Below are 11843 nucleotides of genomic sequence, written 5' to 3'. Positions count from 1 at the left end.
AAAATCCCCGCCAATGGCGAGGACTTTGTCAGCAGTCTGAAACCCGGCCAAGGGGCCGGGTTTTGAAAGCTTTGGTTTGATGCGGGAAAATCAGGCTTCCCAGCCAAGCTGCATGGCTATTTTAACCGCCTGTGTACGGTTCGCGGCACCAAGCTTTTTGAAAATGCCGGTCAGGTGAACCTTCACCGTGATTTCGCGGACCGTAAGCTGTTTGGCGATTTCCTTGTTGGACAGACCTTTGGTCAGCAGGGCCAGAACTTCACGTTCCCGATTGGTCAGTTGACGCAGGGGATTATCAGGAGCAAGCCCATCCAGATCAATTTCACCCGGACGGGTGTTGCTGCCATCATCTTCCAGAAGTGCCGACGGAATGTATTTTTCCCCTGACATGATCAGGCGGAGCGCATTGATCAGCGACTTGCCAGACAACGTTTTGGGCAAATAGCCCGACGCACCATGTTCAAGTGCATTGAGCACATCGCTGCGTTTGACCGATCCCGACAAAATGACGACCGGAATTTCCGGATGTTTCTGCCGCATTACGGTCAGGCCCGAAAGCCCGTTCATGCCTGGCATGTTGAGATCTAGGATCGTCAGTTCGACCGGCGTATCGCCATCGACGATGGAAAGTGCTTCGGCAAAGTCTTTTGCCTGGGCAATTTCGACTTCTGGCGCCGCCGTTTTCAGAAAGGATGTGATCCCGTCTCTAACGAGGTCATGGTCGTCCGCTAGCAGGATGTTCATGTTATTGTGCCGTACCCGTTTTTAGCCGTCTCCCGCAAAAGGCGGTACCGGTATCGCGTCCCGCACCCAAACATACGGAAACACGCAAAGTTGTCATCTTCCAAATTTCGCGTCCCCCCGGACGCGAGCGCAGCATTAAATAATTCTGATGTCCTGTCAAACTGCAGGATGGATTTCAGGGGGTGGAATTATCCATGAGGATAGTATTCTGTGTAATGTGATAAAGATATTGTCGCGTATTGCATAGTAAAGTTCATTGAATCTCAAGTTATATGGCTAGAGAAAATCATGCGTAAATCGAAAAAATGTCGTTCGCGTCGTTTTTCGGTTGCTGATCGTTCGACATCACTTCTGATGCATCACTGCCAAGTGCTGCGCGTTGCAAACTTGCGTCTCGGAAGGCTGCCATATCGGCGCCCGATGGTGCGTTCGGTGCAAGCGCTGCATTCTGAATGGTTGCCAGGGCGCGTTCTCTGTTTTCCTTGCTCCCGACAAGGCTAACACCGATATCGACATGTCCGCCAACGGCGTATGCCTTTCCATCCGGCCCTATCTGATATTCATATTGCGGGGCAGAAGCATACATGCCAGCCGCCGCTGCGTGGGCCTTTTCTTCCTGTTTTACAGCCGAATCTCTAGCTTGCAGCTTCGCAACTGCGGCCTTCTCCGCATCACTCATATTCGCCGGGTTTTTAGGGCCGGCATTATTGCTTTCGGCATTGTCTTCGCTGGCCTCGCGGGCTTCGCGATACTCGCCGCGACTGACGCCACTGGCAACGGCTTGTGCTTCGGTAAGTGTCCTTGGGTCTACGATACGCGTTCGAACCCCGGCTGCTGAGGCATCGCCAAAACCATAAGCACCATTTGACAGTCCGGATTTATTGCCAAGTTTAACTTCGAGCGCTTCGTATTCGGCCAAAACCCTGCCATCAGCGGTTTGTGCAACTTCCCTGACATTCAGGACAATGCCCAATCCACCGCTAGCGGGGTTCGTTATGGTTTGACCGGTCGTAATCATCGGATCGAAATGGTTTTCCGTGGCGATACAAAATCGATACGTAAGGATAGCAGGAAAATTCGCAGGAGTCTCGCCCGGTGTCTATACCTTTGGTGCCTTGCATGAAGCATGCTGTCTTGCGTGCCAAAGTATAGGCTGTTACAGGAAAGGCTTGATTTTGGATGCCCCCAATTCTTGGGCAATAGCCTTTCAAGACAGGAAAACTGATCGTGATGTCCGACTTTGTCATTCCCGCAAATGAAACGGTTCTGGTTACCGGGGCTGCCGGTTTTATCGGATCGCATCTTTGCCAGAAACTGCTGGATCAGGGCAGCACCGTAATCGGGCTTGATAACGTCAACGATTATTATGACGTCACGCTGAAAGAAGCCCGGCTTGCACGGCTTGAAGGGCGGGACGGTTTCAAATTTGTCCGCATGAACCTTGAAGATCGCGACGGCATTGCTGACCTGTTCGCAACCGAGAAGCCAACCTATGTCGTCAACCTCGCGGCCCAGGCCGGGGTGCGTTACTCGCTCGAAAATCCGCATGCCTATATTGATGCCAACCTCGTTGGATTTACCAATATCCTTGAAGGTTGCCGTCATAATGGTGTGAAGCATCTGGTCTATGCCTCAAGCAGTTCGGTTTACGGCATGAATACCGAAATGCCGTTTTCGGTGCATCACAATGTCGATCACCCGATCAGTCTTTATGCCGCATCGAAAAAAGCCAACGAACTGATGGCGCATACCTACAGCCACCTTTACCGCTTGCCAACCACGGGCCTTCGTTTCTTTACGGTTTATGGTCCTTGGGGGCGGCCTGATATGGCGTTGTTCCTGTTTACCAAGGCCATTCTGGAAGGACGACCGATTGACGTCTTTAACGAAGGAAAAATGCGCCGCGACTTCACCTATATCGACGATATCGTCGAAGGTGTTCATCGCTGCATTTCAACCGTTGCTGCCCCTAATCCCGACTGGAACCCGGCCAAACCGGACCCGGCAACCAGTTCGGCGCCGTATCGCGTGTTCAATATCGGCAACAACAGCCCGGTAGAACTGATGCACATGATCGAAACGCTCGAAAAGGCACTGGGCAAAACGGCTGATAAAAACATGCTGCCGATGCAGGCGGGTGACGTTCCGGCGACCTATGCCGATGTCGATGCCCTGACCGATGCCGTCGGCTTCAAGCCGGAAACCTCGATTGAAACGGGGATTGGCCGCTTTGTTGAATGGTACAAAGCCTTTTACGGGTAAGGCTTGGTTTGTTAGGGGCAGGCGTGATTGCGCCTGTTCTATACCACAAGTCATGCATACTGCGCTTACAGCGTTATGCTTTTGCGTGGTTTCCTAAAATATCTGGAAAATGGTGCTGCTGGGGAGATTTGAACTCCCGGCCTCTCCCTTACCAAGGGAGTGCTCTACCCCTGAGCTACAGCAGCCCTTAAAAAAAGGCTGATCGTCGGGCAATGGTGCTGCTGGGGAGATTTGAACTCCCGGCCTCTCCCTTACCAAGGGAGTGCTCTACCCCTGAGCTACAGCAGCATCGAGCCCTTGCGGTGCGGGCGGGTTATAGGCCACTGGCTGGCAATTGGTCAAGCCCGAATTATGCGAAGATTTTTGATCTTGCGCGGATGGTGCAATTTTGTTGGTCAAGGCTGCATTCTGCTTCGGAATATTCTATAAAAGCCGGACCTTTGGAACCAGAAACGTATTGGCAAGATGACAGCACAGCAAAGCAAGCAATATCCCGCGACCAATGAAGAGCGCAAAAAACGCGAAGCCGAAGCCCTGCGTGCCAATCTGGCGCGCCGAAAGCAGCAGCAGCGTTCGCGCAAGACGGTGGATCAGAATACCAAGGCGGACGAACAGGGCAGCGGTTCGGACGGTTCGGACAAGGATTAGTCCGCTTCCCACCGGTTTCGGAGCCCCATTTCAAGAAAAATGCCAATTTGGCCCGGTTGCCCGCATCGTCCGGTTGATCTTGCATGCCCCGCACGGGTAAAACCAATGGCACAATGCCAATTTGTACAACAGGGGTGGCGATATGTCGGTAAGACCGGATCACTGGATACGCCAGATGGCGCAGGAAAAAGGCATGATCGAACCGTTTGTCGACGGTTTCAAACGCGATGGTGTCATTTCCTACGGGGTCAGTTCCTATGGCTATGATGCCCGGGTTGCCGACGAATTCAAGATTTTTACCAATGTCGACTCGGCCATTGTCGATCCCAAGGAATTTTCCGACGCAGGGTTCGTCAATCGCCAGACTGATGTCTGCGTGATCCCGCCCAACAGTTTCGCCCTGGCGCGCACGGTCGAATATTTCCGTATCCCGCGCGACACGCTGGTGATCTGCCTTGGCAAGTCGACCTATGCGCGGTGCGGCATCATCGTCAATGTCACGCCGCTGGAACCGGAATGGGAAGGGCACGTCACCCTTGAATTTTCCAATACCACGCCGCTTCCGGCCCGCATTTACGCCAATGAAGGGGCCTGCCAGTTCATTTTCCTGAAAGCCGACAGCGAATGCGATACCTCCTATGCGGATCGCGCAGGAAAATATATGGGCCAAAAAGGTGTCACGCTGCCACGCCTGTGATAAAGGCAATGGCATAAAGGCGGCATCGCCAAAGACACGAGTAACCGCCATGTCGCAATCGGCATGGTCATACGAGGATTGAATGGACAAGATCAAGATTTCCGGCGGTCGCCGCTTGCAGGGCAAAATTGCAATTGGCGGTGCCAAGAATGCGGCCCTTCCGCTAATGGCAGCAGCCCTTCTGACCGATGAGACGCTGACCCTTTCCAACCTGCCGCATCTGGCCGATATCACATCGATGGCCAACCTGTTGGGGCAGCATGGTGTCGCGTTGCATCTGAACGGCCATGCGCCCAATGGCGGCCATACCGGTCGGGTTCTGGAAATGACCGCCAGGGAAATCGCATCGACGACCGCACCCTATGATCTGGTCCGCAAAATGCGGGCATCGGTTCTGGTGCTGGGGCCGCTGGTGGCGCGGTGTGGTGTGGCACGTGTGTCGCTGCCCGGTGGCTGTGCGATTGGCAACCGTCCGGTTGACCTGCATCTGAAGGCGCTTGAAGCCATGGGTGCTGAAATCCACCTGACCGAGGGCTATATCGAAGCCCGCGCCCCCGAAGGGCTCAAGGGCGGGCATATCCTGTTCCCGCAGGTATCGGTTGGTGCGACCGAAAACGCCCTGATGGCGGCGTCCCTTGCCGATGGTGTGGTCACAATCGCCAATGCCGCGCGTGAACCCGAAGTCACCGATCTGGCCCATTGCCTTGTCGCGATGGGGGCGGAGATCGAAGGTATCGGCACCGATACGCTCAAGGTCACCGGCAAGCCGCGCCTGCATGGTGCGGAACATTCCGTCGTGCCGGACCGCATTGAAACCGGTACCTATGCCATTGCCGCCGCCATTACCGGGGGCGAGATCGAGCTGGTCGGAACAAAGGCCGAACTGATCGAAAGCCTGATCGTGTCGATGCGCAAGGCCGGTGTCGAGATCGAGGAAACCAAAGACGGCATGATCGTGCGCGGCAATCGCGCCGCCCTTAAGGGCGTTGACGTCATGACCGAACCCTATCCCGGCTTCCCGACCGACATGCAGGCACAGTTCATGGCGCTTATGGCGGTGGCCAATGGCGCATCCATGATCACCGAAACGATTTTTGAAAACCGTTTCATGCATGTCCCGGAACTGAGCCGCATGGGCGCTGATGTCAACGTGCATGGCCGGTCCGCGATTGTGCGCGGCAGTGCCAAACTGTCGGGGGCCGAAGTCATGGCGACCGATCTGCGTGCATCGGTATCCATGGTACTTGCAGGCTTGGCAGCCGAGGGCGAGACGATTATTAACCGTGTCTATCATCTGGACCGCGGTTATGAGCGGCTGGAAGAAAAACTTGGCGCCTGCGGGGCGCAGATCGAACGTGTCCGTGTTCCTGCATAATTACCCTGCATAATGACATGGGCTATCGGCCAGCAGGCCGGGACAGACAGATAAACGCGTAAGGCGACTGATTGATGAGTGACGAAAAGCTGGTGCTGGCCCTGCCAAAGGGGCGCATTCTAGACGAGGTAATGCCGCTGGTGCGCGCAGCCGGGATCGAACCGGAAGCCGCATTTGACGATCCGAAATCCCGGGCCCTGCGTTTCGCCACCAATCATCCGCATATCGATATCATCCGTGTGCGCAGCTTCGACGTTGCAACATTTGTTGCCTTTGGTGCGGCGCATATCGGTGTCTGCGGCAATGATGTCCTGATGGAATTCGATTATTCCGAAATCTATGCCCCGCTTGATCTCGATATCGGGCATTGCCGCCTTGCCGTGGCCGAGCCCGAAGAAATGATTGATGGCGATGATCCGTCGCGCTGGTCGCATGTCCGTGTTGCCACCAAATACCCCAACGTCACCCGCAATCATTTTGCCGCGCGCGGTGTGCAGGCCGAATGCATCAAGCTGAACGGGGCGATGGAACTGGCACCAACCCTTGGCCTGTGCCGTCGTATCGTTGACCTTGTGTCGACCGGTAATACGTTAAAGGCCAACGGGCTTCGCGAAATCGAACATATTGCCGATGTCACCTCGCGCCTGATCGTCAACCGGGCCGCACTTAAAACCCGTCCGACTGATGTTCAGCCCTGGATTGACCGTTTCTCCGAGGTGCGCAATGCCGATTAAACTTTCGATCACCGATGCCGATTTCGAAGAAGGCTTTGTCAAACTGCTTGGCATGAAGCGGGAATCTGATGCCGATGTTGATGCCGCAGTTGCCGATATCATTGCCGATGTCCGCGCACGCGGAGACGAAGCGGTGTGTGATTACACCAACAAGTTTGATCGCCTGAATATCGATGCCAGCGGCATGGTTGTGACAAAGGACGAAGTCGATGCTGCGATTGCCGCAATCGATGCCGACCTTCTGCAGGCGCTGAAACTGGCCGCTGAACGCATTCGTTCCTACCATGATCGGCAAATGCCGTCTGACGAACGTTATACCGATGCAACCGGGGTCGAACTCGGTTGGCGCTGGCGTCCGGTATCGGCTGCCGGGCTTTATGTGCCCGGTGGGCTGGCATCCTATCCGTCTTCGGTGCTGATGAACGCCATTCCGGCCAAGGTTGCCGGTGTCGAACGTCTGGTGATGGTCGTACCTACCCCTGATAACAAGATGAACCCGCTGGTTCTGGCCGCCGCATGGATTGCCGGTGTTGACGAAATTTACCGGATTGGCGGGGCACAGGCGATTGCAGCATTGGCCTATGGGACGCAAACCATCAAGCCGGTCGACAAGATCGTTGGTCCGGGCAATGCCTTTGTCGCCGCTGCCAAGCGCCGCGTTTTCGGGCAGGTCGGGATTGACATGATCGCCGGTCCGTCGGAAATCCTTGTTGTTGCCGATGGTTCCAACGATCCAAGCTGGGTCGCGGCTGATCTGCTGTCGCAGGCCGAACATGATCCGGTCGCACAGTCGATCCTGATTACCGATGATGCGGCTTTTGCCGATCGTGTTCAGGACGCCATTGACGCGCATCTTGAAAAACTGCCGCGTGCCGAAATCGCCGGGGCAAGCTGGCGCGACTTTGGTGCAATTGTCTTGGTGGAAAATCTGACGCAGGCTCCGGCCTTGGTTGATCGGATCGCACCGGAACATCTTGAACTGGCTGTGGATGACCCGGACGCACTTGCCGAAGACATTCATCATGCCGGTGCCATTTTCCTTGGCCGTTACACGCCCGAGGCGATTGGCGATTATGTTGCCGGGCCAAACCACGTTCTGCCAACCGCCCGTTCGGCGCGTTTCTCGTCGGGTCTGGGTGTGCTTGATTTCATCAAGCGGTCGTCATTGATCAAATGCACGCCTGAAAGTCTGGCCAAAATCGGCCCGGCGGCGATTGCACTGGCCGAAAGCGAAGGTTTGCAGGCACACGGACTTTCTGTGGCGATCCGGTCCAACCGCATGTAAGCTGTTGCAGTGCAGCGCCGAGGGATCGCAGGGAGACTAAGATGGCAGAAATTGCAGACAACCAATGCATTGCCGGTATCTATCTCGACGAGAAATACAAGGTGCGTCGCCGCCCCGAGGTCGAGCACGAGCAGGCGGTGGCCATCTATGACCTTCTCGAAGATAACCATTTCGTGCCCAAGGGCGGCTTCGAAGGTCCGTATTCGGTTCACATGCGCATCGAAGACAACCGCATCTATATGGATGTGCGCGGCGATGATGATACCGAAAACCTGACGACCATTGTCGTGCCGTTAACCCCGTTCCGCCGGATTGTGAAGGATTACTTCATGATCTGCGAAAGCTATTACGACGCGATCAAAAAGGCGAGCGCCGCACAGATCGAAACCATCGATATGGCGCGCCGCGGCCTGCATAACGAAGGATCCGAACAGCTTCGCGAACTGCTGTCGGAAAAGGTGACGATTGATGAAAATACCGCGCGTCGCCTGTTTACCCTGATCTGCGTCCTTCATATCCGGGGTTAGGGCACGGTGGCAGAAGAACTCCCCGGTTCGGTTCTTTTTGCCTGTAGCTTCAACGCTGTAAGATCCGTGATGGCGGCTGCGCTTATGCGTCACTATCACGGAACGAAGGTGTATGTTGAATGCTGCGGCTTGCGGGCCGGTGATCTTGATGGCTTTGCCGTCGCGGTCATGGAAGAAATCGGGCTGGATATCTCGACCTATAAATCCAAGACATTTGACGAACTTGAAGACGGGTTTTTCGATCTGATCATCACCCTGTCACCCGAAGCCCAGCACAGGGCGGTTGAAATGACCCGCACCATGGCCTGTGATGTCGAATTCTGGAATACCTTCGACGCCACAATTGTCGAAGGTTCACGCGAAATCCGCCTTGAAGCCTATCGGCAGGTCCGCGACCAGATCAAAAAACGCATCCTTGAACGCTTCCCGGTTGGTCCTGCACCCAAGGTTTGACACCCAAGGTCTAAACAGACGCCCCGTATGGGCCGTCAATCAGCGCGTCAAACGCATCCCCGTCCAGCACATGAATGCGTTCATCATGGGCATGCCGCATGCCGATGCGGGCATAAAACCGCTGCCCGATGACGTTTTCGGCATCGACTGACAGGCGGATATAATGCTGGCCACGTGTTCGGGCCCGTTCGGCAACCTTTGCAATCAGATGACGGGCAAAACCGCCGCCACGATATTCCGGGGCGACAAACAGGTCCTGAATGTAAATCCCGGCCTTGCCACGAAATGTCGAATAGCTCGGAAAATAAAGGCAAAGTGCAACCGGTGTATCCCCGTCATGCGCAATCAGGGCCTCGAACGCCGGGTTGGGGCCAAACCCGTCACGCGCCAGATCTTCCGCTGTGCTTTTGAATTTATCCTCGCACCCGGTCGCACGGGCAATTTCAAACAGCATGGCATGGATATCGTCAACATCCTGTGCGGTTGCGGGCCGGATTTGGGGCGGGTTGACGGGATGGCGATGATTGGCGGTCATGGTCAGGGTCCTTGATGGGGGCCTTGGAACCATAAAGGGGATTGGTCATGGGAAACAACATGATTTCCCGGTGCGGGTTAATGCCATCACGCAGGGCATGATTGAAATGCAGTGCTGGGCCGCTTTGTCCCTTGCGTGAAAGGGCTTGACCTTTTTGCGCGTTCGGAGCAGTTTGCGGGCCACCGGTAATTGGTATTGCAATACGAAAGCTAGGAGTCTCATGGCTAAAGAAGACGTTATCGAGTTTCAGGGCACTGTTGTCGAACTTCTGCCCAATGCGATGTTTCGCGTGAAGCTGGACAATGATCACGAAATTCTTGCTCATACCTCGGGCAAGATGCGCAAGAACCGCATTCGTGTTCTTGCTGGTGACCGCGTCAGCGTCGAAATGACGCCTTATGACCTGACCAAGGGTCGTATTACCTTCCGTTTCAAGTAATCCGGAACCTGTAATACCGCAAAAATTGACGTTGCCGGGCGCGCAGTTTAGGTTTGCGCGCAAGGTTGCGTTTTGCTGTGTCTACAACCCTTCTGGTTTGGCTTTGGATGTCTGTGGGGAGCCGCGACTTGTCGAAACTGATTTTGGCCTCTGCATCGCCGCGGCGTCTTGAGCTGCTGGCACAGATCGGAATTGTGCCAGATCAGGTTATCCCTGCTGATATCGACGAAACTCCGCATGATGATGAAAGTCCGCGTCGGCTTGCCTTGCGCCTGGCCGAGGAAAAGGCACGTGCGATTGCCGCCGACCATGCGGGATGCTTTGTTCTTGCCGCCGACACGGTTGTGGCCTGTGGCCGTCGCGCCTTGGGCAAGGCGACCGATACGAACGAGGCCCGCAAATTCCTCTCGCTGCTTTCCGGTCGACGTCACCGTGTTTATGGTGGTCTTTGTGTGGTTGCGCCCGATGGTACGACCCGCGCGCGCGTGATCGAAACACAGGTGGTTTTCCGCCGTCTTGGCGATGACGATCTTGCGCGCTATCTGGCCCATGACGAGTGGCAGGGCAAGGCAGGCGCTTATGCCATTCAGGGATATGCCGCAACGTTTGTTAAAAGCATCACCGGGTCCTATTCCAATGTCGTTGGCCTGTCGCTGTGCGAGGCTGACGGGATGCTGCGCGGTCTTGGTTTCAAACAGGGGATGTGATCATGGTGGCTGGCGGAACAGAAACAGACCGCCTGCTGATTGATGCCGTCGCATGCGAACGGCGCATCGCCCTGATCCGCAATGACCGGCTGGCGCGTTTATGGATTGATCGCGGTGGCCCGGCGCGGTTTGATATCCATCTGGGCCGTGTTTCGAAAATTCTTTCTGAAATGGCTGCGGCCATGGTGGTTCTTGACGGTGTCGACGATGGTCTGCTGCCGTTTGATCGCATTGACGGCCCGCTTCATGAAGGCCAATGGGTCATCGTGCAGATTTCCCGCCTCGGGTTCGAGGATAAAGGCCCGAAACTGACCGGCCGCATCGCGATAGAGGGGCTGGGCATGATCCTGCGCCCGAACGAGCATCCCACCGACGCAAAGCGCGGCGGTCTGGTGGAACTCCCCCGCAAGCTCAAGGACGAAAACCGGCGTGCGGTGCTCATGACCCTGTTCAAGGGGCTGATCGCCCGCGAAGAGGGCATCACGCTGCGCAGTCTGGCAATCGATTGGGATGACGGCGCATTGGCAGGCGAACTTGGACAGCTTCGGGCTGTGTGGAAACGCGCCCAGGCGGCCCTTGCATCACCGGCAAAGCCGGTTGTGGTTTTCAAGGCATTGTCGGATGCCGATCAGCTGATCGAACGCCACGTGATGGCGGGCGGCGAATGCATTGTTGATGGTTCGGACGAATTTGTGCGTTTGCGTGGATTGTTGCGCGCACGTGGTTTGGATGATGCGCACCTGATCCGTCATGACGGCACGCGCCTGCTGTTTGATGATCAGGATATCGAAGACGATATCGCAACCGCCCTGCAACCGCGTGTGCCGCTTCCGGGCGGTGGCTGGATCGCCATCGAACAGACGACCGCACTTTGTGCGATTGATGTCAATGCAGGCGGATCGGATTCCGACAATGATCAGGCACGGCGGGCAGAGCAGGTCAACTTGCGCGCAGCACCCGAAATTGTCCGCCAATTGCAGTTGCGCAATATTGGCGGTCTGGTGGTGATTGATCCGCTTCGCATGGCGGGCAAGGCATCGCGCGACCGGTTCGAAGCCGCCCTTCGCGATGCCTTTGGCCCGGAAATGAGCGGTGCGGTTCAGTTTGGCGGGTTCACACGATTGGGTCTGTTTGAACTGACCCGGCAGCGCGGCGGCATTGCCCTTGTCGATTTGATGCAAGGCAGGCTGCCTGATCCGATGCCGACGCGAACGGCAGCATTGAACTTTGTGCTGCGTTCCGTGATTCGCGATATGCGCAGCGGGCAGGGCGGACAGGGCGGGCGATACAGGCTTTATCTGTCAAAGGACCTTGTCGCGGATCTTGCGCCGGGAAGCCACGGGCAACAAATTCTTGAACGTGCGATGGGGATGGCACCGGAACTGGCCGCCGACGAAAGCCTTTCGCGCGCTGACTACAGGCTGGAGAAACTCTGAT

14 protein-coding genes and 2 tRNA genes are annotated in these 11843 nt (G+C 55.9%); 11 read left to right on the top strand and 5 right to left on the bottom strand.

What is annotated here, in order from left to right:
• Positions 1-90: 90 nt before the first annotated feature.
• Both TH3_RS15515 and TH3_RS15510 read right to left on the bottom strand, forming a co-directional pair.
• On the bottom strand, positions 91-744 hold the full coding sequence (locus TH3_RS15515) for a response regulator (protein WP_007092070.1): 654 nt from the start codon (positions 742-744) through the stop codon (positions 91-93).
• Positions 745-1030: 286 nt separating this feature from the next.
• On the bottom strand, positions 1031-1762 hold the full coding sequence (locus tag TH3_RS15510) for a putative metalloprotease CJM1_0395 family protein (RefSeq protein WP_007092069.1): 732 nt from the start codon (positions 1760-1762) through the stop codon (positions 1031-1033).
• A 212-nt stretch (positions 1763-1974) separates the two neighbouring features.
• On the opposite strand from TH3_RS15510, the gene TH3_RS15505 reads away from it, so the two are divergent.
• The gene (locus TH3_RS15505) at positions 1975-3006 is read left to right on the top strand and encodes an NAD-dependent epimerase (RefSeq protein ID WP_007092068.1); all 1032 of its coding nucleotides are present in this window, start codon (positions 1975-1977) and stop codon (positions 3004-3006) included.
• A gap of 110 nt (positions 3007-3116) precedes the next feature.
• Here the strand turns inward: TH3_RS15505 and TH3_RS15500 are convergent.
• Positions 3117-3191: transfer RNA gene (locus tag TH3_RS15500), tRNA-Thr, on the bottom strand.
• Positions 3192-3219: 28 nt separating this feature from the next.
• Positions 3220-3294, bottom strand: a tRNA-Thr gene (locus TH3_RS15495).
• A 177-nt stretch (positions 3295-3471) separates the two neighbouring features.
• On the opposite strand from TH3_RS15495, the gene TH3_RS15490 reads away from it, so the two are divergent.
• The 7 genes from TH3_RS15490 (at position 3472) to TH3_RS15460 (ending at position 8725) form a co-directional block, all read left to right on the top strand.
• A complete protein-coding gene (locus tag TH3_RS15490; protein ID WP_007092067.1) occupies positions 3472-3654 on the top strand; it encodes a hypothetical protein in 183 nt (60 codons plus the stop codon).
• Between the two features lie 142 nt (positions 3655-3796).
• Complete coding sequence (gene dcd / locus TH3_RS15485; protein WP_007092066.1) at positions 3797-4351, top strand: dCTP deaminase; 555 nt, start codon at positions 3797-3799, stop codon at positions 4349-4351.
• Between the two features lie 82 nt (positions 4352-4433).
• Complete coding sequence (gene murA / locus TH3_RS15480) at positions 4434-5726, top strand: UDP-N-acetylglucosamine 1-carboxyvinyltransferase (RefSeq protein ID WP_007092065.1); 1293 nt, start codon at positions 4434-4436, stop codon at positions 5724-5726.
• A gap of 74 nt (positions 5727-5800) precedes the next feature.
• A complete protein-coding gene (gene hisG / locus TH3_RS15475) occupies positions 5801-6460 on the top strand; it encodes an ATP phosphoribosyltransferase (RefSeq protein WP_007092064.1) in 660 nt (219 codons plus the stop codon).
• Entirely contained in the window at positions 6450-7745 is a 1296-nt protein-coding gene (hisD, locus tag TH3_RS15470; RefSeq protein ID WP_007092063.1) for a histidinol dehydrogenase, read from the top strand. The genes hisG and hisD overlap by 11 nt, the downstream gene beginning before the upstream one ends.
• A gap of 50 nt (positions 7746-7795) precedes the next feature.
• Positions 7796-8272, top strand: a complete 477-nt coding sequence (locus tag TH3_RS15465; protein ID WP_110252823.1) for a UPF0262 family protein — start codon at positions 7796-7798, stop codon at positions 8270-8272.
• A 6-nt stretch (positions 8273-8278) separates the two neighbouring features.
• Entirely contained in the window at positions 8279-8725 is a 447-nt protein-coding gene (locus tag TH3_RS15460; RefSeq protein ID WP_007092061.1) for an arsenate reductase ArsC, read from the top strand.
• 10 nt (positions 8726-8735) lie between these two features.
• Here TH3_RS15460 and TH3_RS15455 read toward each other — a convergent pair whose 3' ends face one another.
• Positions 8736-9260, bottom strand: coding sequence for a GNAT family N-acetyltransferase (locus tag TH3_RS15455; protein WP_007092060.1), 525 nt, complete (start codon positions 9258-9260; stop codon positions 8736-8738).
• A 220-nt stretch (positions 9261-9480) separates the two neighbouring features.
• On the opposite strand from TH3_RS15455, the gene infA reads away from it, so the two are divergent.
• The 3 genes from infA to TH3_RS15440 all read left to right on the top strand — a co-directional run bounded on the left by infA (position 9481) and on the right by TH3_RS15440 (position 11842).
• Positions 9481-9699, top strand: a complete 219-nt coding sequence (infA, locus tag TH3_RS15450; RefSeq protein WP_007092059.1) for a translation initiation factor IF-1 — start codon at positions 9481-9483, stop codon at positions 9697-9699.
• A gap of 128 nt (positions 9700-9827) precedes the next feature.
• Positions 9828-10406: a Maf family protein gene (locus TH3_RS15445; RefSeq protein WP_007092058.1), complete on the top strand. Its 579-nt coding sequence runs from the start codon at positions 9828-9830 to the stop codon at positions 10404-10406.
• Between the two features lie 2 nt (positions 10407-10408).
• Entirely contained in the window at positions 10409-11842 is a 1434-nt protein-coding gene (locus tag TH3_RS15440; RefSeq protein WP_007092057.1) for a ribonuclease E/G, read from the top strand.
• Position 11843 lies beyond the last annotated feature (1 nt).

Source organism: Thalassospira xiamenensis M-5 = DSM 17429 (genome assembly GCF_000300235.2).
Classification (GTDB): domain Bacteria; phylum Pseudomonadota; class Alphaproteobacteria; order Rhodospirillales; family Thalassospiraceae; genus Thalassospira; species Thalassospira xiamenensis.
Note: the sequence above shows the minus strand (reverse complement) of the source record. Positions and strands in the feature narration are given on the sequence as shown.

What these genes read in the sequence shown, in the direction of transcription:
- TH3_RS15490 (WP_007092067.1), top strand. Translation starts at nt 3,472, where the DNA reads ATGACAGCACAGCAAAGCAAGCAATATCCCGCGACCAATGAAGAGCGC.
- murA (WP_007092065.1), top strand. Translation starts at nt 4,434, where the DNA reads ATGGACAAGATCAAGATTTCCGGCGGTCGCCGCTTGCAGGGCAAAATT.
- TH3_RS15510 (WP_007092069.1), bottom strand. Translation starts at nt 1,762, where the DNA reads ATGATTACGACCGGTCAAACCATAACGAACCCCGCTAGCGGTGGATTG.
- hisD (WP_007092063.1), top strand. Translation starts at nt 6,450, where the DNA reads ATGCCGATTAAACTTTCGATCACCGATGCCGATTTCGAAGAAGGCTTT.
- TH3_RS15505 (WP_007092068.1), top strand. Translation starts at nt 1,975, where the DNA reads ATGTCCGACTTTGTCATTCCCGCAAATGAAACGGTTCTGGTTACCGGG.
- hisG (WP_007092064.1), top strand. Translation starts at nt 5,801, where the DNA reads ATGAGTGACGAAAAGCTGGTGCTGGCCCTGCCAAAGGGGCGCATTCTA.
- infA (WP_007092059.1), top strand. Translation starts at nt 9,481, where the DNA reads ATGGCTAAAGAAGACGTTATCGAGTTTCAGGGCACTGTTGTCGAACTT.
- TH3_RS15455 (WP_007092060.1), bottom strand. Translation starts at nt 9,260, where the DNA reads ATGACCGCCAATCATCGCCATCCCGTCAACCCGCCCCAAATCCGGCCC.
- dcd (WP_007092066.1), top strand. Translation starts at nt 3,797, where the DNA reads ATGTCGGTAAGACCGGATCACTGGATACGCCAGATGGCGCAGGAAAAA.
- TH3_RS15440 (WP_007092057.1), top strand. Translation starts at nt 10,409, where the DNA reads ATGGTGGCTGGCGGAACAGAAACAGACCGCCTGCTGATTGATGCCGTC.
- TH3_RS15515 (WP_007092070.1), bottom strand. Translation starts at nt 744, where the DNA reads ATGAACATCCTGCTAGCGGACGACCATGACCTCGTTAGAGACGGGATC.